At 67.0% G+C, this 20,627-nt stretch carries 22 protein-coding genes; 8 read left to right on the forward strand and 14 right to left on the reverse strand.

The window, feature by feature from the left end; translation table 11 throughout:
- Positions 1 to 38: 38 nt before the first annotated feature.
- The 10 genes from HMPREF3114_RS01970 to HMPREF3114_RS20435 all read right to left on the reverse strand — a co-directional run bounded on the left by HMPREF3114_RS01970 (position 39) and on the right by HMPREF3114_RS20435 (position 7,047).
- Positions 39 to 488 (reverse strand): DUF6491 family protein, encoded by a 450-nt coding sequence (locus HMPREF3114_RS01970; RefSeq protein WP_053500546.1) that lies wholly within the window; start codon positions 486 to 488, stop codon positions 39 to 41.
- Between the two features lie 187 nt (positions 489 to 675).
- On the reverse strand, positions 676 to 1,389 hold the full coding sequence (lolD, locus tag HMPREF3114_RS01975) for a lipoprotein-releasing ABC transporter ATP-binding protein LolD (protein WP_032954095.1): 714 nt from the start codon (positions 1,387 to 1,389) through the stop codon (positions 676 to 678).
- Positions 1,382 to 2,623, reverse strand: a complete 1,242-nt coding sequence (locus HMPREF3114_RS01980; RefSeq protein ID WP_053500548.1) for a lipoprotein-releasing ABC transporter permease subunit — start codon at positions 2,621 to 2,623, stop codon at positions 1,382 to 1,384. The genes lolD and HMPREF3114_RS01980 overlap by 8 nt, the downstream gene beginning before the upstream one ends.
- 23 nt (positions 2,624 to 2,646) lie before the next feature.
- The gene (locus HMPREF3114_RS01985; protein WP_053500550.1) at positions 2,647 to 3,096 is read right to left on the reverse strand and encodes a hypothetical protein; all 450 of its coding nucleotides are present in this window, start codon (positions 3,094 to 3,096) and stop codon (positions 2,647 to 2,649) included.
- Positions 3,047 to 3,295: an FAD assembly factor SdhE gene (locus HMPREF3114_RS01990; protein WP_005416134.1), complete on the reverse strand. Its 249-nt coding sequence runs from the start codon at positions 3,293 to 3,295 to the stop codon at positions 3,047 to 3,049. The genes HMPREF3114_RS01985 and HMPREF3114_RS01990 overlap by 50 nt, the downstream gene beginning before the upstream one ends.
- A gap of 75 nt (positions 3,296 to 3,370) precedes the next feature.
- Positions 3,371 to 4,156, reverse strand: coding sequence for a succinate dehydrogenase iron-sulfur subunit (locus HMPREF3114_RS01995; RefSeq protein ID WP_005409079.1), 786 nt, complete (start codon positions 4,154 to 4,156; stop codon positions 3,371 to 3,373).
- A 66-nt stretch (positions 4,157 to 4,222) separates the two neighbouring features.
- A complete protein-coding gene (gene sdhA, locus HMPREF3114_RS02000) occupies positions 4,223 to 6,013 on the reverse strand; it encodes a succinate dehydrogenase flavoprotein subunit (RefSeq protein ID WP_014036803.1) in 1,791 nt (596 codons plus the stop codon).
- 31 nt (positions 6,014 to 6,044) lie between these two features.
- Entirely contained in the window at positions 6,045 to 6,431 is a 387-nt protein-coding gene (sdhD, locus tag HMPREF3114_RS02005) for a succinate dehydrogenase, hydrophobic membrane anchor protein (protein ID WP_005409077.1), read from the reverse strand.
- Complete coding sequence (gene sdhC / locus HMPREF3114_RS02010) at positions 6,428 to 6,820, reverse strand: succinate dehydrogenase, cytochrome b556 subunit (RefSeq protein WP_005416132.1); 393 nt, start codon at positions 6,818 to 6,820, stop codon at positions 6,428 to 6,430. The genes sdhD and sdhC overlap by 4 nt, the downstream gene beginning before the upstream one ends.
- A 56-nt stretch (positions 6,821 to 6,876) precedes the next feature.
- On the reverse strand, positions 6,877 to 7,047 hold the full coding sequence (locus HMPREF3114_RS20435; RefSeq protein WP_005409075.1) for a DUF1674 domain-containing protein: 171 nt from the start codon (positions 7,045 to 7,047) through the stop codon (positions 6,877 to 6,879).
- 39 nt (positions 7,048 to 7,086) lie between these two features.
- On the opposite strand from HMPREF3114_RS20435, the gene HMPREF3114_RS02015 reads away from it, so the two are divergent.
- On the forward strand, positions 7,087 to 7,962 hold the full coding sequence (locus HMPREF3114_RS02015; RefSeq protein WP_053500552.1) for a CAF17-like 4Fe-4S cluster assembly/insertion protein YgfZ: 876 nt from the start codon (positions 7,087 to 7,089) through the stop codon (positions 7,960 to 7,962).
- A 113-nt stretch (positions 7,963 to 8,075) separates the two neighbouring features.
- On the opposite strand, the gene ugpC is transcribed toward HMPREF3114_RS02015, so the two are convergent.
- Positions 8,076 to 9,158 carry an ABC transporter ATP-binding protein gene (gene ugpC, locus HMPREF3114_RS02020; protein ID WP_053500554.1) on the reverse strand — a complete coding sequence of 361 codons (1,083 nt, stop codon included), beginning with the start codon at positions 9,156 to 9,158 and terminating at the stop codon, positions 8,076 to 8,078.
- Positions 9,159 to 9,510: 352 nt separating this feature from the next.
- Here ugpC and zwf point away from each other — a divergent pair, with 352 nt between their 5' ends.
- From zwf to eda, 5 genes are all read left to right on the forward strand, one after another.
- Positions 9,511 to 10,947, forward strand: coding sequence for a glucose-6-phosphate dehydrogenase (gene zwf, locus HMPREF3114_RS02025; RefSeq protein ID WP_005416129.1), 1,437 nt, complete (start codon positions 9,511 to 9,513; stop codon positions 10,945 to 10,947).
- On the forward strand, positions 10,944 to 11,951 hold the full coding sequence (gene glk / locus HMPREF3114_RS02030; RefSeq protein WP_005416128.1) for a glucokinase: 1,008 nt from the start codon (positions 10,944 to 10,946) through the stop codon (positions 11,949 to 11,951). Before zwf ends, glk begins: the two co-directional genes overlap by 4 nt.
- Positions 11,948 to 12,670: a 6-phosphogluconolactonase gene (gene pgl / locus HMPREF3114_RS02035; protein ID WP_049413491.1), complete on the forward strand. Its 723-nt coding sequence runs from the start codon at positions 11,948 to 11,950 to the stop codon at positions 12,668 to 12,670. Before glk ends, pgl begins: the two co-directional genes overlap by 4 nt.
- A 58-nt stretch (positions 12,671 to 12,728) precedes the next feature.
- Positions 12,729 to 14,645: a phosphogluconate dehydratase gene (gene edd, locus HMPREF3114_RS02040; protein ID WP_053500556.1), complete on the forward strand. Its 1,917-nt coding sequence runs from the start codon at positions 12,729 to 12,731 to the stop codon at positions 14,643 to 14,645.
- Between the two features lie 232 nt (positions 14,646 to 14,877).
- Positions 14,878 to 15,537 carry a bifunctional 4-hydroxy-2-oxoglutarate aldolase/2-dehydro-3-deoxy-phosphogluconate aldolase gene (eda, locus tag HMPREF3114_RS02045; protein WP_053500043.1) on the forward strand — a complete coding sequence of 220 codons (660 nt, stop codon included), beginning with the start codon at positions 14,878 to 14,880 and terminating at the stop codon, positions 15,535 to 15,537.
- Between the two features lie 294 nt (positions 15,538 to 15,831).
- On the opposite strand, the gene HMPREF3114_RS02050 is transcribed toward eda, so the two are convergent.
- The 3 genes from HMPREF3114_RS02050 to ispG form a co-directional block, all read right to left on the reverse strand.
- Positions 15,832 to 16,479 (reverse strand): response regulator, encoded by a 648-nt coding sequence (locus HMPREF3114_RS02050; protein ID WP_005416124.1) that lies wholly within the window; start codon positions 16,477 to 16,479, stop codon positions 15,832 to 15,834.
- A gap of 170 nt (positions 16,480 to 16,649) precedes the next feature.
- Positions 16,650 to 17,429, reverse strand: coding sequence for a phosphatase PAP2 family protein (locus HMPREF3114_RS02055; RefSeq protein WP_053500045.1), 780 nt, complete (start codon positions 17,427 to 17,429; stop codon positions 16,650 to 16,652).
- The gene (ispG, locus tag HMPREF3114_RS02060; RefSeq protein WP_070488927.1) at positions 17,410 to 18,675 is read right to left on the reverse strand and encodes a flavodoxin-dependent (E)-4-hydroxy-3-methylbut-2-enyl-diphosphate synthase; all 1,266 of its coding nucleotides are present in this window, start codon (positions 18,673 to 18,675) and stop codon (positions 17,410 to 17,412) included. The genes HMPREF3114_RS02055 and ispG overlap by 20 nt, the downstream gene beginning before the upstream one ends.
- 114 nt (positions 18,676 to 18,789) lie before the next feature.
- Here ispG and HMPREF3114_RS02065 point away from each other — a divergent pair, with 114 nt between their 5' ends.
- Positions 18,790 to 20,016: an ATP-binding protein gene (locus HMPREF3114_RS02065; RefSeq protein WP_049414674.1), complete on the forward strand. Its 1,227-nt coding sequence runs from the start codon at positions 18,790 to 18,792 to the stop codon at positions 20,014 to 20,016.
- Positions 20,013 to 20,576 carry a response regulator transcription factor gene (locus tag HMPREF3114_RS02070; RefSeq protein WP_005409063.1) on the forward strand — a complete coding sequence of 188 codons (564 nt, stop codon included), beginning with the start codon at positions 20,013 to 20,015 and terminating at the stop codon, positions 20,574 to 20,576. The genes HMPREF3114_RS02065 and HMPREF3114_RS02070 overlap by 4 nt, the downstream gene beginning before the upstream one ends.
- Positions 20,577 to 20,627 lie beyond the last annotated feature (51 nt).

The raw sequence follows: 20,627 nt of genomic DNA on the forward strand, positions 1-20,627 counted from the left end.
GTCCAGGCATCCGCCGGGCATGGCCCGGCGCTACCCGTTTATTTCCCGGATTCCTCGCGCTCCTGCACCTGCGCCTGGCGCAGCTCCTGCTCGGACGCGCGCAGCGCCTTCACATCCAGCTTGCGGATGCTGTTGATGAAGCACGGCAGGCGCGGGCCGCCGGTGGGGTCGCGCACCAGCACTTTGTCAAAGCGCGACGACACACGGCCCATGCTGCTGGTCAGACCGATGGCGGTCGCATACGGCAGGTCCTGGCAGGGACCATTCAGCTCCAGCAGATAGGCTTCGCTGGGACGGGTCCACACCGCCAGCGCACTGTCGCCCAGCTCGGTCCAGCCATTGAGGCTGCCAAAGAACTGCATGTCGTTCTGCGGCGCGCCGGCGTGGGCACGGTACAGATCCAGTTTCTCGGTACTGCTGAGCCGGCCGGTCGTCGCACAGGCGGCCAGTGCCAGGCAGAGTCCGGCCATCAGGATCGGGGTCTTCATGGCGATCTCCTCGGGGAACTGTCGCCATCATGCGCCTGGGCTGGCAACGCCGGCGCGACGGCTCGCGCCCCATTCAGCCGCCGGTCGGCGGCTACTGGCCGGACCACGGTAGACGCCAACCCTGGTTGGCGCTTGCCCTGCAGGAGCAGCCGACCAAGGCCGGCCTCTACCAAAGCGGTCCCAGCGCTCAGACGTCGGCGTGGGCCAGCGCGTGCAGGCGGCCTTCGCGCAGCTCCAGCACCCGGTCCAGGCGCCGCGCCAGGCTGCGGTCGTGGGTCACCAGCACCAGGCTGGTATGGCGCGCGCGGTTGAGTTCCAGCATCAGCTCGAACACGGTGCCGGCGGTGCGGTCATCCAGGTTGCCGGTCGGCTCGTCGCCGAGCACGCAGGCCGGATGGTTGACCAGCGCACGCGCCACTGCGGCACGTTGGCGTTCGCCGCCGGACAGCTCGCCCGGCTTGTGGTCCAGGCGATGGCCGAGGCCGACCGCTTCCAGCAGCGTGGTCGCCCGGCTGCTCGCCTCGGCCACGGCGGTGCCGGCCAGCAGCACCGGCATCATCACGTTTTCCAGCGCGGTGAATTCCGGCAGCAGGTGATGAAACTGGTAGACGAAGCCCAGCGCCTGGTTGCGCAGCAGACCGCGCGCGGTATCCGACAGCGCCGACATGCGCTGGCCGGTCACATACACTTCGCCGGCAGTCGGAATGTCCAGGCCGCCCAGCAGGTGCAGCAGCGTGCTCTTGCCGGCACCGGAGGCACCGATGATCGCCACCGTCTCGCCAGCAGTCACGGTCAGGTCCAGCCCATCGAACACCGGCGTCTGCATGCGCCCTTCGGCATAGGTCTTGCCCAGCGCTTCGGCGCGGATCACTTCATCGCCGCGGTTGACGACCTTATTCATAACGCAGGGCCTCCGCCGGCTGGGTGCGTGCTGCCCGCCAGGCGGGATACAGAGTGGCCAGGAAGCTCATCAGCAGCGCGACCACGGTGATCGCCACCACGTCGCCGGTCTGCATGTCGGTCGGCAGGCCGGTGATGTAGTACACATCCTCCGGCAGCAGCTTGACGTTGAACACGCTCTCGATGGCGCCGAGGATGCGTTCCAGGTTGAGGGTCAGGGTGATGCCACCGATCAGGCCGGCCAGCGTGCCGAAGATGCCGATCAACGAGCCCTGCACCATGAACACCTGCATCACCCCGCCCGGGGTCAGGCCCAGGGTGCGCAGGATGGCAATGTCGGCCTGCTTGTCGGTCACCAGCATCACCTGCGAGGACACCAGGTTGAAGGCCCCCATGGCGATGATCAGCGACAGCAGGATGCCCATCACCACCTTCTCCATGCGCAGCGAGTGGTAGAGATTGGCGTTCTGCTGCGTCCAGTCACTCACGCGATAGGCGCCACCGAGGCTCTGCGCCAGGTCCACGCCCACTTCCAGCGAACGGTCCATGTCGTGCAGCTTCAGCCGCACGCCGGTGGCGCCGTCGCTACGCAGCACGCGCTCAAGGTCCTGCATGTTGGCGAAGCCGACGCCGCGATCGACCTCGTTGTACCCGGCCTCGAAGATGCCGCTGACGGTGAAGCGCTTCATCCGTGGTACTGCACCGGCAGGCGTACCCTGCACTTCGGCAAAAGTCACCAGCACCTGGTCGCCAACGTCCACGCCCAGCCAGATCGCCAGCTCCTTGCCCAGCAGCAGGTTGAAGCTGCCCGGCTTGAGGCTGTCATAGCTGCCCTTGGTGACCTTCCTGTCGATCACCGAGACTTTCGGCTCCAGGGCCGGATCGATGCCCTGGATGATCGCACCCTGCACGCGCGGGCCGCTGATCATCGACTGGATCTCGATGTACGGCGCGGCACCCGCCACGCGCGGATCCTTGCGGGCGACATCGACCACGCGCATCCAGTCCGGCATCGGTTCACCGTCGCGGCTGATGGTGGTGTGTGCGGTCATCTGCAGCAGGCGACTGCGGATTTCCTTCTGGAAACCGCTCATCACCGCCAGAGTGGTGATCAGCACTGTAACGCCGAGCGCGATGCCCAGGATCGATGCCATCGAGATGAAGGAGATGAAGCCGTTGCGGCGCTTGGCGCGCAGGTAGCGCAGGCCAATGGCCACGGGAATGGGTTTGAACATGCAGGCACGCCGGTCAATTCAGCTTATGGTGCCATCGACCGGGGCTGACGGGAAACGCTGCGTGCGGCCACGGCCAGTCGCAGTTCACGTCGCTGCCCGGAATCGAGCACATCCGGCCAGAACAGCAGGCGCCGGCGGCGCCGATCCTCACGCCACAGCAACAACAGCCATGGGCCACGCACCACCAGCCTTGGCGTATCGATGTCCCGCCCGGCCACCTGCAGTGGCCCGGGAAGCGGAGGCAGAAGCACCTGCACGCGCGGCCGGCGCTGGCGCCAGGCCAGTTCGGCCAACCCGACGCCCCAGGCCAGCAGCAGCGCGGGCATCAGCAGCCGCGCAGGCAGATCGGAGGCACGCAGCAACCAGGGGGCGGCCAGCAGCACCACGACCTGGGCGGCGGCCTGCAGCCGCGAGGGGCGCCACTCAAGGCTTGAGGGCGAGGATCTTCTGCATGAGGGGGATCGCGTGCGCATGCGGGCAGGCCTCATAGCCCATGAACCAGCGCCACAACTTATCGTCCTCGCAGTCGAGCAGGAACAGGAAAACCTCGCGCTCTTCGGTCGGCGCAGTGCGCCATTCGTGGTCCAGGTAGCGGCCAAACAGCTGGTCCAGTTCTCGCATGCCGCGGCGGCAGCGCCAGCGCAGCTTCTTCAGCAGGACATCGTCTTCCATCGTGCTTCTCCAGATACAGCAAAGCCACGCATGGCGTGGCTCTACTGGGGTCATGCATCTACCCTGCGCCGTGTATCAGGCGCGGCGCTCCATCATCAGCTTCTTGATCTCGGCGATCGCCAGCGCCGGGTTCAGGCCCTTTGGGCAGGTCCGGGCACAGTTCATGATGGTGTGGCAGCGGTACAGCTTGAACGGATCTTCCAGATCGTCCAGGCGCGCGCCGGTGTCCTCATCGCGCGAGTCGATGATCCAGCGATAGGCCTGCAGCAGGATCGCCGGGCCCAGGTAACGCTCGCCGTTCCACCAGTAGCTCGGGCAGCTGGTCGAGCAGCAGGCGCACAGGATGCACTCATACAGGCCGTCGAGCTTCTTGCGGTCTTCCGGCGACTGCAGGCGCTCACGGTCCGGCGGTGCCGGGGTCTGGGTGCGGATCCACGGCTTGATCGAGGCGTACTGCGCGTAGAAGTGGGTCAGGTCCGGAACCAGATCCTTGACCACGTTCATGTGCGGCAGCGGGTAGATCGGCACTTCCTTCTTGCCGCAGTCCGAGATGGCTCGGGTGCAGGCCAGGGTGTTGGTGCCGTCGATGTTCATCGCGCACGAACCACAGATGCCTTCGCGGCAGGAGCGGCGGAAGGTCAGGGTCGGGTCGATCTCGTTCTTGATCTTGATCAGGGCGTCCAGGACCATCGGGCCACAGGCGTCCAGATCGACTTCATAGGTATCGGTGCGCGGGTTGCTGTCGTCGTCCGGACTCCAGCGGTAGATCTTGAAGGTGCGCACATTCTTGCCGCCGTTCTTGACGGGGAAGTGCTTGCCCTTCGTGATCTTGGAATTCTTGGGGAGTGAAAACTCGGCCATGGCTGCTCTCGTTGGCTCAGGCGGCCCGCGCCCGTGGGCGCGGATTGCATGGTAGGCGGGGTCGGATCAGTACACGCGCGGCTTCGGCGGCACCACGGACACGTCGTCGGTCAACGTGTACATGTGCACCGGACGGTAGTCGAAGCTGCACTTGCCCTTCTCGTCGACGCTGACCAGGGTGTGCTTCTGCCAGTTGACGTCGTCGCGGTCCGGATAGTCCTCGTGCGCATGCGCACCACGGCTTTCCTTGCGCTGTTCAGCCGAGTTGATCGTCGCCACCGCGTTGAGCAGCAGGTTGTTCAGCTCGTAGGTCTCGATCAGGTCCGAGTTCCAGACCAGCGAACGGTCGGAGACCTTCACGTCCTGGAACGAGTCGAAGATCTTATCCATCTTCTCGCAGCCTTCCTTCAGCGTCTGGCTGGTGCGGAAGACGGCCGCGTCGGCCTGCATGGTGCGCTGCATGCGGTCGCGGATGACCGAGGTCGGGGTATCGCCGTTGGCGTGGCGCAGCTTGTCCAGCAGGCCCAGCGCCTTGTCGCAGGCATCGGCCGGCAGCGGCTTGTGCGCGGCGCCCGGCTTGATGGTCTCGGCGCAGCGGTTGGCCACCGCACGGCCGAACACCACCAGGTCGAGCAGCGAGTTCGAGCCCAGGCGGTTGGCGCCGTGCACGGACACGCAGGCCGCTTCGCCGATGGCGTACAGCCCCGGCACCACGGCGTTGTCGTTGTCGCCGACCTTCTGCACCACTTCACCGTGGTAGTTGGTCGGGATGCCGCCCATGTTGTAGTGCACGGTCGGAATGACCGGGATCGGCTGCTTGTGCACGTCGACGCCTGCGAAGATGCGGGCGCTCTCGGCGATGCCCGGCAGCTTCTCGTCGATCACGCCCGGGCCGAGGTGGGTCAGGTCGAGCAGGATGTGATCCTTGTGCTCGCCGACGCCGCGGCCTTCGCGGATCTCGATGGTCATCGAACGGCTGACCACGTCGCGCGAGGCAAGGTCCTTGTAGTGCGGTGCATAGCGCTCCATGAAGCGCTCGCCGCTGCTGTTGCGCAGGATGCCGCCTTCACCGCGGACACCCTCGGTGATCAGGCAGCCGGCGCCGTAGATGCCGGTCGGGTGGAACTGCACGAACTCCATGTCCTGCATGGCGATGCCGGCACGCATGGCCAGGCCGCCACCGTCGCCGGTGCAGGTGTGCGCCGAGGTAGCGCTGAAGTAGGCACGGCCGTAGCCGCCGGTGGCCAGCACCACGCCCTGGGCGCGGAACAGGTGCAGCGTGCCATCGGACATGTCCAGGGCCAGCACGCCGCGGCAGGCGCCTTCGTCGTCGAAGATCAGGTCGAGCGCGAAGTACTCGATCATGAAGCGCGCATCGTGCTTCAGCGACTGCTGGTACAGGGTGTGCAGCATCGCGTGGCCGGTACGGTCGGCCGCCGCGCAGGTACGCTGCGCCGCCGGGCCTTCGCCGTACTTGGTGGTCATGCCACCGAACGGACGCTGGTAGATCTTGCCTTCGGCGGTGCGCGAGAACGGCACGCCGTAGTGTTCGAGTTCGATGATGGCCGGGATGGCCTCACGGCACATGTACTCGATGGCGTCCTGGTCACCCAGCCAGTCCGAACCCTTGATGGTGTCGAAGAAGTGGTAGCGCCAGTCGTCCTCGCCCATGTTGCCGAGTGCGGCTGAAATACCGCCCTGGGCGGCGACGGTGTGCGAACGGGTCGGGAAGACCTTGGTCAGGCACACGGTCTGCAGGCCCTTGGCGGCCAGGCCGAACGTGGCGCGCAGGCCGGCACCGCCGGCGCCGACCACGACCATGTCGTACTTGTGTTCGGTGATCTTGTAAGCGGACATCTAATCTGGATTCCTGTGTAGGTGCCTGGGCTCAGGCAACGCCGAGGGCGATGCGGCCCACCGCAAACACACTGACGATCATGCCGAGCACGGCGACGAACTTCACCGCGGTCTGCAGCACCAGGGCCAGCAGCGATTCGTGGATGTAGTCTTCCAGCACGACCTGCATGCCGAGCTGCGCGTGCCAGAACATGGCGATCAGCAGGCCGATCAGCGGCACTGCATTCCACGGCTTGGCCACGGCGGCGGCGGCGGTCGCGTAATCCGAGCCCAGCAGGCCCAGTACGAAGACCAGGAACCAGATGCCCAGCACCACCAGCGCGGCGGCGGTCAGGCGCTGGTGCACGAAATGCTCGGTGCCGGTCTTGGCCGAGCCCAGGCCGCGCACGTTCTTCAGCGGGGTACGGAACTTGCTCATGCGGCACCTCCGAACATCACATAGGCCCACACCAGCAGGGTGATCACCAGGCTGCCGATGACCGACAGCCAGCTGCTGCGGATGAAGGCAGGGATGCTGAAGCCGATGGCGAAGTCCTGCACCACATGGCGGATGCCATTGCACAGGTGATAGGCGAACGACCATGTCCACGCGAACAGGAACACGCGGCCATACCAGGCCCCGGCATGGCCGGTGAAGCAGTTCCAGGACTCGGGCCCCATCATCAGGGCCAGCAGGCCGGCAGCGATGATGAGGGCACCAACAGACAGAAAGATGCCAGTGGCTCGATGCAGGATCGAGGTGGCCATCTGAATCTGCCAGCGATACACCTGAAGGTGCGGGGAAAGTGGGCGTTGTCTGGTCGCCATTCGCTGGGCTCGTTGTCTCGGCTGGGCGGCACGCGGCCGCGTTGGCTCAATGCTGATCAGAAATCGATGCAGCGTCCGTTTTTCTCCCAATCGCCATACCGCACCGGATCAAGTCCGCCGCGGCCGCCGAATTCCTCTGCTTTTTCCTGTTCCACGGGCACGGGTGCCGCGGGGACCAGCGGGGCTTCAGATTCGTCGTCGGGAGTGGGGGTTGTTTGGCCTATCATGTTCGGTCTCGCAACGCACAAATTTTAGACCTCGTTCACGTGCCTGACAACCTGCCCCCTGCTTTCGTCGGATATCCGCGCCTGCCCGGCCACCAGCTGCTGAGCCTGCAGGGCCCGGATGCGGCCGCCTTCGCCCACGCCCAGTTCAGCAGCGATGTCACCGCCCTGCCCCTGCTGCACTGGCAGTGGAGCGCCTGGCTGACTGCCAAGGGCCGTACCCTGGCAGTGTTCCAGCTGCTCCGGCTGGCCGACGATCACGTGATGCTGGTGCTGGCCGACGGCGATGCCGATGCGATTGCGTCGCAACTGCAGCGCTTCGTGTTCCGTCGCAAGGTGCAGGTACAGGTGCGCAGCGATCTGGCCGTGGCCGGTGCGTTCACTGCGCCCGAGGCTGCCAGCGGCGCCGCGATCGCGCACGCTGCAGGTGACGGCTGGGAGCTGGACCTGGGCAGCGATGCCCTGCCGCGCACCCTGCGCATCGGGGCGGCGGATGCCGGTGCATCCGGCAGCGAAACCGATGAGGCCGCCTTCGCCCTCGCCTGGCGCCAGGCCGACCTGCGCTATGGATTGCCGCGCTTGGACGAAAGCCAGCGCGAAGTGTGGACCCCGCAGCAGCTGGGCCTGGACCGCCTGAATGGCTACAGCGTGAAGAAAGGCTGCTACCCGGGCCAGGAGATCGTCGCCCGCACCCACTTCCTCGGCAAGGCCAAGCGCGCGGTGCAGCTGCTGCATACTGCGGCACCGGCACAGGCCGGCGATGGCGTGCTGCAGGACGGCGCGACGCTGGGCACGATCGCCAGCGTAGCCGGTGACCTGGCGCTGGCGGTGCTGCCGCTGGAGGCTGGCGACGCCGAGCTGCAGGTGGGTGATGCCATTGCGCGGCGCGTGCCGCTGCTGGATGGCCTGGCCCGCTGAATCTGACGCGCCCTCATCCACGCATGGCGTGGATCTACTGACCGACCCGGTGGGTGCGGACCGTTGGTCCGCACTGCAACGAAGTAGCCGAGCATGGGCTCGGCTCTACAGAATCAGAGCCGCTCGCCGGTTTCCGGGTTGAAGAAATGCAGGCCCTGCGGGTGAATCGCCACGCGGATCTGCTCGCCCACTGCTGGCAGCGACTGTGGTGCCACGCGCATGGTCAGCGCGTGCTGGCCGCTGCTCATGTTGACGAAGATCTCGTTGCCGACCGGTTCGATGCCTTCGATGCGCGCGGTGAATGCATGCGCATCATCGGCAGCCGCCGGCTGCAGGTGCTCCGGGCGCACGCCCACCGCGATCGGCTTCTGCAGCCATGCCGGATCGATCGTCGCCTGGCCCAGGGGGGCACGCCATTCGCCGTCGACCACGCTCACGCCGCCGGCATCGCCCTGCAGCGTGCCGCGCAGCACGTTCATCGCCGGGCTGCCGAGGAAACCGGCCACGAACAGGTTGGCCGGGCGATCGTAAAGCGCCATCGGCGTATCGATCTGCTGGATGATGCCGTCCTTCAGCACCACGATGCGCTGGCCCAGGGTCATCGCTTCAACCTGGTCGTGCGTCACGTAGATCATGGTGGTGCCCAGCTTGCGGTGCAGCTGCGCGATCTCGGTGCGCACGCTGTGGCGCAGCTTGGCGTCGAGGTTGGACAGCGGCTCGTCGAGCAGGAACACCGCCGGCTCGCGCACCAGCGCCCGGCCCAGTGCCACGCGCTGACGCTGGCCACCGGACATCGCCTTGGGCAGCTTGTCCATCATCTCGGTCAGGCCCAGCGTCTGCGCGGCTTCGGCGATGCGCTTGTCGATTGTTGCCTTGTCATGCCCGCGCAGCTTCAGGCCGAAGGCCAGGTTCTCGGCCACGGTCATGTGCGGGTACAACGCGTAGCTCTGGAACACCATGGCGATGTCGCGATCCTTCGGCGCCACGTCGTTGACCACGCGATCACCAATGGTCAGCGTGCCACCGCTGATCTCTTCCAGGCCCGCCACCATCCGCAACAGGGTCGACTTGCCACAGCCGGACGGACCGACCAGCACCATCAGCTCGCCATCGGCGACCTCGAAGGTGGCGTCCTTCACCGCGACCTGGCCGTTGTCATAGACCTTGCGCACACCCTGCAACTGCACTTTTGCCATATCACCTATCCGGTCCGCCCGAAGCCGGGCTGTCTTTTGGGACTGCCTCGGCCCTCCCGATGGCAGTGATGATTGCGCGCCTGCCGCATGACGGCGAGCACTGCAATCGAATACAGTTGCCCATTCTGCCATGTAAACGTTTTCACGTGGCACTATCCGATGATCGGTGCGCACCGATCTGCGTCGGCGGTTGAACGAAGGTTCCGCCGAGGTAGTGGTTTCGAATGGAACGGTCTTCCGCAACCCCGGAGATCGCCCCTGACGAACCTCGGACAGGCAGTTGCGCGGATGTCCCCCGAACCCAGCCATGAAGCGATTGACAACGATGTCACCCGGATCTGAAACTCGAGCGATGCACGACACCCTCTTCCTGTTCGGTGCCACAGGTGATCTGGCCCAGCGCTACCTGTTCCCTTCGCTGCTTCGCCTGCTTGGCGACGGCCTGCTGCCGGAGGACTTCCGCATCCGCGCACTGGCCCTGTCCGGGCATGACACCGAAGCCTTCCATGACATCCTGCGGCCGCGCCTGCAGCAGGCCATGCCGATGGCCACGCAGGACGACATCGCTGCCCTGCTGCGCCGCATCGACTACCGTTCGGTGGACCTGCGCGACGTCGACTCGGTTGCCGCTGCGGTCTCCGACCTGGTGCACCGCAAGTGCGTCAGCTACCTCGCCATTCCGCCGGGCCTGTACATTTCCACCTGCGAAGGCCTGGCCAAGGGCGGCGCCCTCGCCGCGCCGGCACGCCTGATGCTGGAGAAGCCGATCGGCAGCGACAGCGAGAGCGCCGAGGAAATCATCAGCACCATCGGCCAGTGGATCGACGAGGACCGCGTGTTCCGCCTCGACCACTACCTGGGCAAGGCGGCAGTGCAGAACCTGATCGCGCTGCGCTTCGGCAATACGCTGCTGGAAGCGGTGTGGAACCGCAACTACATCGAATCGGTGCACATCCTGGTGGCCGAGAGCGAAGGCGTGGACGGCCGTGACGCCTACTACGCCCGCTCCGGCGCGCTGCGCGACATGGTGCAGAGCCACATCCTGCAGCTGCTGTGCATGGTGGCGATGGAGCCGCCGGCGTCGCTGGAAGCCGACCGCATCCGCGACGAGAAGGTCAAGGTGCTGCGCGCCCTTCGCCCGCTCGACGCGAAGCACGCCGCGCGTGACAGCATCCGCGGCCGCTACACCGCCGGCACCATCAACGGCCAGCCGGCGCAGGCTTACCAGCCGCCGGAAGGCAGCGACGTGGAAACCTTCGCCGGTGTCACCGCGCATATCGACAACTGGCGCTGGAGCGGCGTGCCGTTCCATCTGGTCACCGGCAAGCGCCTGCCCGAGCGCACCACCCGCGTGGTGGTCACGCTGAAGCCGGTCACCCATTGGCTGTTCGAGCGCCCGCAGCGCGCGCAGGCCGCACCGAACCGCCTGGTGTTCCAGCTGCAGCCGCAGGAAAACATCGAACTGGGCCTGATGAGCAGCCTGGCCGGCCCGGAATGGGGCGCGCTGGAACTGCATCCGCTGGAACTGGAACTGTCAGTGCCAACCGGCCTGCATCGCCGCATCGCTTACGAGCGCCTGTTCCTGGATGCCTTCAATGGCAATCACACGCTGTTCGTGCGCGACGACGAAGTGCGTGCAGCGTGGGCCTGGATCGACAGCGTCGCCGACGCGTGGAAGGACGCCAAGCTGCCGCTGGAGCCCTACCCCGCCGGCCAATGGGGCCCGAGCAATGCCGGCGAGTTCCTGCCGCAGGGCGTGGACGCACCGGACAGCGGAGCTTCGGCATGAGCGCCAGCTCGCAGCCGGTGCTGGTGGCCGACATCGGCGGCACCAACGCCCGCTTCGCCCTGGCCGATACCTCGCAGGACGCGCCGCTGCGGAAGGACAGCATCCGCGAATACGCGGTGGCGGAGTTCCCTTCGCTGGGTGATGCCGCGCGCCACCATCTGGAACAGATCGGCGCCAGCGCAAGCCGCGGCGTGTTCGCAGTGGCCGGTCGCGTTGATGGCGATGAAGCGCGCATCACCAACCATCCGTGGGTGATCTCGCGCAACCGCACCGCAGCGATGCTCGGTTTCGACGAACTGCACCTGATCAACGACTTTGCCGCACAGGCGATGGCGATCTCACTGCTGCAGCCCGAGGACGTGGTCCAGGTCGGCGGTGCCGCCTGGGTTCCGGGCAAGCCGGGCCAGCCGCGCAACTACGCAGTGATCGGGCCGGGTACCGGCCTCGGCGTGGGCGGCCTGATCATGCGCCACGGCCGCTGCTATCCGCTGGAAACCGAAGGCGGCCATGTCAGTTTCCCGCCGGGAACTCCGGAAGAGATCCGCATCCTCGAGATCCTGTCCGAACAGTTCGGCCGCGTCTCCAACGAGCGCCTGATCTGTGGCCCCGGCCTGGTCAACATCCACCGCGCCGTGTGCGAGATGGCCGGTATCGACCCGGGCCAGCTGCAGCCGGTGGACGTGACCGCCCGTGCCCTTCACGGTGATCCGCAGGCAATGCGCACCGTGGACGTGTTCTGCGCCGTGTTCGGCGCCATCGCCGGTGACCTGGTGCTCACCCAGGGCGCCTGGGATGGCGTGTTCCTGACCGGAGGCCTGACCCCGAAGATGCTCGATTCGCTGCAGCACTCCGGTTTCCGCCAGCGCTTCGAACACAAGGGCCGCTTCTCCTCGATCATGGCGCGCGTGCCCTCGTTGGCGGTGATGCATCCCCACGCCGGACTGCTGGGCGCCGCCGCCTATGCCACCGACGCCGAACGTGACGCACCAGGAGTTGCCGCATGAACCCCAGCTTCCACGACGACCGCATCGAGTTCATCCAGCACGGCGACGCCGACGGCTGGATCGAAGCGGTGGCCGCTGAGATGGCACGCACCCTCAACCACGACATCAATGAAGTGGGCCGCGCCCGCATCCTGTTGTCCGGCGGCACCACGCCGGCCCCGGTCTACCAGGCACTGGCCGAGCTGGACGTGCACTGGGACCGTGTTGAAGTGAGCCTGGCCGACGAGCGCTGGCTGTCGCCGCAGGATCGCGACAGCAACGCCTGGCTGGTGCGCGAGCACCTGCTCAAGCGCACCGAGGGCGCCCACTTCGATCCGCTGGTACGGATCGGCAAGCCACTGCCCGAATGCGTGTACACCGCCAACCTGCAGGCGCAGCACAGCCAGCCGCCGAGCCTGGTAGCGCTGGGCATGGGCAACGACGGGCACACCGCCTCGCTGTTCCCGGGCTCGAAAGACCTCGCACGCGCACTGGAAAGCACCCTGCCCTATGCCGCGCTGGATGCCACCGGCTGCCCAGGCGCGAACCAGTGGCCGCTGCGCATCACGCTGACCCCGCACGGCCTGCGCCAGTGCCGCCAGCGCCTGCTGCTGCTGCGCGGCAAGCAGAAGCTGCAGGTACTGCGCCAGGCGCTGGACAGCAACGATGCCCAGCAGTATCCGATCCTCAATGCGATCAACCTGGAAGGCGCGCGCCTGCGCGTCCACTGGGCTGATTGATGTCGGCGGCGGCGCCGTGCCGCCGCTTGCCTCTCGCCACCATGAACGCCGGTAGCCAATGAGCCTCCATCCTCAACTGCAAGCCATCACTGAGCGCGTCATCCGCCGCAGCGCTGCCTCGCGCGCCGCCTATCTGGCCGCGATCGATGCCTCCCTGCGTGAGGGCCCGTTCCGCAGCCGCCTGAGTTGCGGCAACCTCGCCCACGGGTTCGCCGCCTGCGGCGGCACCGACAAGAGCCGCCTGCGCGGCGGCGTGACGCCGAACCTGGGCATCATCACCGCCTACAACGACATGCTGTCGGCCCACCAGCCGTTCGAGACCTATCCCGAACAGATCCGCGACATCGCCCGCGAGCTGGGCGCCACCGCACAGGTCGCCGGCGGCGTCCCTGCGATGTGCGACGGTGTCACCCAGGGCCGTGGTGGCATGGAGCTGTCGCTGTTCTCGCGCGATGTCATTGCCCAGGCCACGGCCATCGGCCTCAGCCATGACATGTTCGATACCACCGTCTACCTCGGCGTGTGCGACAAGATCGTGCCGGGCCTGCTGATCGGTGCGCTGGCCTTCGGCCATCTGCCGGCGGTGTTCGTACCGGCCGGCCCGATGACCCCGGGCATCCCGAACAAGCAGAAGGCCGAAGTGCGCGAGCGCTACGCCGCCGGTGAGGCCACCCGCGAAGAGCTGCTGGAAGCCGAGTCCGCGTCGTACCACGGTGCGGGCACCTGCACCTTCTACGGCACGGCCAACTCCAACCAGGTGCTGCTGGAAGCCATGGGCGTGCAGTTGCCGGGCGCATCGTTCGTCAATCCGGGCACGCCGCTGCGCGACGCCCTGACCCGCGAGGCAACCGAACGCGCGCTGGACATCACCGCACTGGGCGACGACTTCCGCCCGCTGGGCCGGATCATCGACGAGCGCGCGATCATCAACGCGGTCATCGCGCTGATGGCCACTGGCGGTTCGACCAACCACACCATCCACTGGATCGCGGTGGCGCGTGCGGCCGGCATCGTGCTGACCTGGGACGACTTCGACGAACTGTCGCAGCTGATTCCGCTGCTGGCCCGTGTCTACCCGAACGGCGAGGCCGACGTGAACCGTTTCGCGGCCGCTGGCGGCCCGGCCTTCGTGTTCGGCGAGCTGATCAAGGCGGGCCTGATGCACGGCGATCTGGTCAGCGTCGCGCGTGGCGGCATGGCCGACTATGCGCGCGAGCCGCAACTGCGTGACGGCCGGCTGGTCTACCTGCCGGGCCTGGAACACAGCGCCGATGACGAAGTGGTTCGTGGCGTCGACAATCCGTTCGAGCTCCAGGGTGGCCTGCGCCTGCTGCGTGGCAACCTCGGCAAGTCGCTGATCAAGCTGTCGGCGGTGAAACCGCAGTACCGGACGATCGAAGCACCTGCGGTGGTGGTCGATGCACCGCAGGTATTGAACAAGCTGCACGCCGGTGGCCTGCTGCCGCAGGACTTCGTGGCGGTGGTGCGCTACCAGGGCCCGCGTGCCAACGGCATGCCCGAACTGCATTCGCTGGCACCGCTGCTGGGCCTGCTGCAGAACCAGGGCCGGCGCGTGGCGCTGGTCACCGACGGCCGCCTGTCCGGTGCGTCGGGCAAGATCCCGGCGGCCATCCATGTGACGCCGGAAGCGGCGCGTGGTGGCCCGCTGGCCAAGGTCCGCGAGGGCGACATGATCCGCCTCGACGGCGAGGCCGGCACGCTGGAAGTGCTGGTGGACGCGGCGGAATGGGCAGCACGTTCGCTGGCGCCGAACACCGCGCCGGCCGCGCATGACCTGGGCCGCAACCTGTTCGCGATCAACCGTCGCGTGGTGGGCCCGGCCGACCAGGGCGCGATTTCGATTTCGTGCGGGCCGGCGGCGGCCGATGGCGGGCCGTGGGAGTACGACGCGGAGTATGAGCTGGGGCACGATGCCGCAGCGGCGGCGGCGCCGCATGAGGCGAAGGACGCCTGAAGGTTGAAGAGCGTTGTGGGTTTGCCGCGGCGGTCAGTTTGCGGGTGGCGGCGGAGGGCAGGCCGTCGCCAGGACACGCCGTAAATACGTCCCTGTAGGCTCGGTCGCGCCATCCATGGCGCGAACGGTCCTGGCGACGGCCTGCCCTCCGCCGCATCCCACTCTCCGGCGCATCAATGCCGCGAAGTGATCATTGAAAATCAAATTCGAAAGCAAAGGCAGAAGCAGAGCTATGGGTATCGAACAACATCAGGTGAAGGCGGCGGAGCTGTTGCATGGGGCGGGCATCCTGCCGGTGGTGACGATTCATACGCTGGACCAGGCGCGAGCGGTCAGTGCGGCGCTGCTGGAAGGTGGTCTGCCGGCGATCGAGCTGACGCTGCGCACGCCGGTGGCGATGGAAGCGCTGGCAATGCTCAAGCGCGAGCTGCCGGACGTGGTGGTGGGTGCCGGTACGGTGCTGACCGTGGAGCAGATGCAGCAGTCGATCGATGCGGGTGCTGACTTCCTGGTGACCCCGGGGACGCCGCCGGCGCTGGCTGATGCACTTGCCGCTGCGCCGCTGCCGGTGGTGCCGGGTGCGGCGACGCCGACCGAGCTGCTGTCGCTCTACGCCCGCGGTTTCCGCGTGTGCAAGCTGTTCCCGGCCACAGCCGTGGGCGGGCTGGCGATGATCAAGGGACTGGCCGGCCCGGTTGCCGACCTCAGGCTGTGCCCGACCGGCGGCATCACCGAGAACACCGCCGCCGAGTACCTCGAGCAGAAGAACGTGGTCTGCATCGGTGGTTCGTGGATGGTGCCGGGCAACTGGATTGCCGACGGCGAATGGGACAAGGTGCGCGCCAGCGCCGCCGACGCCGCGAAGATCATCAAGCGCGTGCGCGGCCACTGACATGTAGATCGGGGTCAGATCCCTTTCCCGCCGGGAAAGGGATCCGACGCCAGGCTGCGAGCGCGCACAGCGCGCGACCCGCTCCTGCTCTTCAATCTTCATTCCGCGGTGGCGGCGCACGGAAACTGTCGGTGGCCCTGCGGAGGGATTGCGCAGGGGCGTACGCGCCATGGACGGCGCGCCCGAGTCCCAAGGATGGATTCACGGCGTCCCCTGCGCGGTCCCTCCGCAGGGCCAACCCCAGAAATCCAACCGCACCACCACCGCGAGGGGCCCAGCCGTTGGCCGAAACCCTTACAACGGCCGCGCCGGATCCACCAGCCCATACTGGCTGGCCATGCGCGCCAGCGCGATGTTGTCGTGGATCCCCATCTTCTCGAACAACCGCGCCTTGTGCGTGTTCACCGTCTTCGCACTCAGGCTCAGGCGCCGCGCGATGTCTTCCTGGCGCAGGCCCTGGGTCAGCAGCAAGGCTACTTCCAGTTCGCGCGGCGACAGGCTGTCGAACGGCGATCCATTGCCCTCCACCGTCGACAGTGCCAGGTTCTGCGCGATGCTGGTGCCCAGGTAGCGACGGCCCATGGCCACATCGCGCACCGCGCGCAGCAGCTCCTGTGCATCGCAGCCCTTGCCGATGTAGCCCGCGGCCCCCGCCTCCAGCAAGCGCTTCGGCAGCGGCCCGTCTTCCAGCACCGATACGATCACCACGCGGGTGTTGCGGTGGCTGCGGACGATGCGCTCGGTCACTTCCATGCCACTCACACCGGGCAGGTGCAGGTCGCACAGCACCACGTCCGGCAACAGTTGGCGGACGTCGCGCAGTGCGTCTTCCCCCGTCTCGGCTTCGCCCACCACCTCGATGTCGGTCTCCCCCGACAGGATCATCTTCATCCCGGTGCGGACCAGCGCATGGTCATCCACCAGGTAGACTCGAATCGTCATTCACGTGCCTCTTCGAATGCGGCCATTGCAGGTCAAGCTAGGCAGGGCGCCGATACCCCTGCAAGCGCGTTCGGGACGCGATCCAGGCGTTCTGCCTTGCGCATCACAGTAACGCGCGTTGTGCTTGCCCCCTGTCTTGCAGAACCTGCTGCAACGAAACAACTGATCTATTACGTAGACGCCTCGGAAGGGTCATCCACGTCACCCCCCTGTGATGATGCTTCGCTGGCCGTCGCTGGCGGCGAATCCCGACGTCGCCAAGGATGCCGGCGACTGAACATGACCAGATAGCACCCTACCACCCAAACCAGCGCGGCACACCATCCGGCCAGGATGTCCGAGGGATAATGCACGCCCAGATAGACCCGTGAGACGCTCACCAGCAGGCTGAACGGGGGCGCCAGCAGCAGTACCGGCCAGCGCCAACGGGTATTCCAGGCCAGCAGCACCAGGGTCGCGGCAAGGGTCATCGAGCCCATGGCGTGCCCGCTGGGGAAGCTGAACGTCGATTCCGGCGCAATCGACTCCCACAGGCTGGGGCGCGGGCGCTGGAAGAAGTGCTTGCTGCCCATGTTCAGCAACGCCGATCCCACGAAACTGACCGCGACGAAGGTCGCCTCGCGCCAGCGCCGGTAGCCCAGCAGCGCACCGATGATCAGCACGTCAGCAGGGATCAGGAACCACTCGTAGCCCAGTTTCGAGATGAGCACGAAGAAGCGGTCCAGCCATGGCGAATGCAGGCCATGCATCTGCCACAGCAGCGGCGCATCGAAATGGAACGATTCAAATTCGTGCACTTCGTCAGCCAGGGCGACGAAGCCCGCCAACGGCAGCAGTACGCCACCGAACAGCAGGACCAGGCGCCAGGCGTTGCGCGCCATCCAGTGGCGGAAACCGGAGGCCGACTCCGGAGCGGCGAGGATCGCAGGCTTATCCGGCGCTTCGGACATATTTGTGTTCGACGTAATCGTCGATCAGGGCGACGAACTCCTGGGCGATGTTGTCGCCACGCAGGGTCACCTTCTTCTCGCCATCGACGAATACCGGTGCTGCCGGCGTCTCGCCCGTGCCCGGCAGGGAGATGCCGATGTTGGCATGGCGCGACTCACCCGGCCCGTTGACGATGCAGCCCATCACCGCCAGGGTCATGTTCTCCGCCCCCGGGTGGTGGATCTTCCAGAGCGGCATCTTCTCGCGCACGTGGTTCTGCACCACTTTGGCCAGTTCCTGGAAGAACTCGGAGGTGGTGCGGCCGCAGCCCGGGCAGGCCGTGACCAGCGGCGTGAAGGCGCGCTGGCCGGTGGTCTGCAGCAGTTCCTGGGCGACGATCACTTCCTGCGTGCGCGACTGGCCCGGTTCCGGGGTCAGCGAGATGCGGATGGTGTCACCGATGCCTTCCTGCAGCAGCACGCTCAGCGCTGCCGACGAGGCGACGATGCCCTTGCTGCCGATACCGGCTTCGGTCAGGCCCAGGTGCAGGGCGAAGTCCGAGCGCTGGGCCAGGTCGCGGTACACCGCGATCAGTTCCTGCACGCCACTGACCTTGGCCGACAGCACGATCCGATCGCGCGGCAGGCCCAGTTCCACGGCCTGCTCGGCCGAATCCAGCGCCGAACGGATCAGCGCCTCACGCAGCACGCGGCCGGCGTCCCAGGGCTGCTCACGCAGGTTGTTCTCGTCCATCAGCCTGGCCGCCAGGGCCTGGTCCAGCGAGCCCCAGTTGGCACCGATGCGCACCGGCTTGTTGTAGCGGATCGCGAACTCGATCAACTGGGCGAACTGCAGGTCCTTCTTCTTGCCGAAGCCGACATTGCCCGGGTTGATGCGGTACTTGGCCAACGCTTCCGCACATGCCGGTTCGGCGGTGAGCAGCTGGTGGCCGTTGTAGTGGAAGTCACCGATCAGCGGTACATCGATACCCATCATCGCCAGCTTGTCGACGATGCGCGGAATGGCCGCAGCGGCTTCCACGGTGTTGACGGTCAACCGCACCATCTCCGAGCCGGCACGCCACAACTCGGCCACCTGCTTCACGCTGGAGGCCACGTCGGACGTATCGGTGTTGGTCATCGACTGCACCCCCCCCGGCTTGCCGCCGCCTACGGTGACCCCGCCGATCTGGACGGCATGGGTCTGGCGACGGGGCCAGGCGGTGGCATCGGAGGGGGGAGTCGGGCGGGTGACGGCGTCGTGCATGGGCGCATTCTACCGCCCACTCCCGCATTCGGGGTGACTCGCATTCAGCCTGCGGCACGGCTGCGGCCGATTGTCGCAGGCATGTACACGCATGAACGCATACGATGAGCGTGAATGACCGGTCCCGACGCCCCGTTTCTCCGTACCCTGTGCAGCCTGCGCTGGCTTGCCGTAGGCGGCCAGGCCGCCACCATCCTGGTCGCGACCTGGGTGCTGGGCCTGCCGTTGCCGCAGCTGCCGTTGTGGGCCGGCGTGGCGGTGCTGGCCCTGTTCAACGTCTACACCCAGCTGCGCCCGGAAGCGGCCGACACTGCGCCGCTGACCGCATTCGGCCATATCCTGGTGGACGTGATCATCCTGACCTGGATGGTGGGCTGGAGCGGCGGCATGGCCAACCCGTTCAGTTCACTGTTCCTGATCCTGATCGCGCTGGCCGCGTTCGCCCTGCCCCTGCGCTGGGCACTGGCGGTCGCGCTGGCCTGCCTGCTCGGCTACGCCGCCAGCGGCATCTTCGGGCAGGCGCTGCCGGACGGCTACTTCCGCGCTCAGGACCTCAATCGCTGGGGCGTGGTCGCCAACTTCCTGATTTCCGCCACAGTGGTGCTGGCCTTCTCCACCCGCCTGGCACTGGCCCTGCGGGAGCGCGAACTGGAACTGTCGGCGCTGCGTGAGCGCTTCGCCCGCAACGAGGGCATCGTCGCCCTGGCCACCCATGCCGCCTCGGTGGCACATGAGCTGAACACACCGCTGGCGACCATGACCCTGCTCGCCGATGACGTCGCCGAGCGCAGCGAAGAGCCGGAAGTGCGCGAGGACATGGAAACCCTGCGCGAGCTGCTGGTGCAGTGCCGTGAGCGCGTGCTGGCACTGGCCGCCCCGGCTTCGGCCGATGCACCGGGTCGCAGCCACTCCAGCGCCCAGCAGGTGCTGGAGCAATGGCGCCTGGTGCGACCGACCATCGACCTGCATCGCAACGACGATGCGCCGCTGCGGCTGCCACTCGACCCGGGCGTAGGCCACCTGCTGATGGTCCTGCTCAACAATGCCGCCGATGCCGGCGAGAAGGCCGGCCGGCCGCGCGTGGACCTGGACCTGCGCATCGAGGGCGACGACCTGATCGGCGAAGTACGCGACTACGGCCATGGTTTCGACGCCCGTGCCGCCGTGCTGCCGGGCAAGCTGTTCGGCAGCAGCAAGAGCGAGGGCATGGGCGTCGGCCTGGCCCTGTCCCATGCCACCATCGAACGCCTCGACGGCGAGATGTGGATGCGCCCGGCCCAGGGGGCCGGCAGCCGCGTCGGCTTCCGCCTGCCGCTGGCCCCACGCGAGGAAACCCCATGAGCGCCTCAACCCTTGGTCTGCTGGTCGACGACGACGAGCTGTACCTGCGCACCCTGCAGCGCAGCCTGGCCCGCAAGGGCCTGGAAACACAGACCGCACAGGATGCCGCCAGTGCCCTGGCACTGGCCCGCCAGCATCCGCCGGCGTTCGCGCTGATCGACCTGAAGCTGGGCAGCGATTCCGGCCTGGCGCTGATCCAGCCGCTGCGCGCACTGCGCGCGGACATGCGCATCCTGCTGGTGACCGGCTATGCCAGCATCGCCACCGCAGTGGAGGCGATCAAGCTGGGCGCGGATGATTACCTGCCGAAGCCGGCCACGGTGCCGATGATCCTGCGCGCCCTCGGTGAGGAGGACGACGGCCCGGCCGACGATGGCGAAATGGAAGTGCCCGATGCGATGACGCCGATCAGCCGCCTGCAATGGGAACACATCCAGCAGGCGATGCACGAGACCGGCGGCAACGTGTCAGCGGCCGCACGCCTGCTCGGCATGCACCGGCGCTCACTGCAGCGCAAGCTGGCCAAGCGGCCCAGCCCGGAGCGCGATCCGAGCCGGTGAGACGCCACGCCATGCGCCGGTAGTGCCGGCCGCTGGCCGGCAACCTCATGA

This window comes from Stenotrophomonas sp. HMSC10F07 (genome assembly GCF_001807895.1).
Taxonomy (GTDB): domain Bacteria; phylum Pseudomonadota; class Gammaproteobacteria; order Xanthomonadales; family Xanthomonadaceae; genus Stenotrophomonas; species Stenotrophomonas sepilia.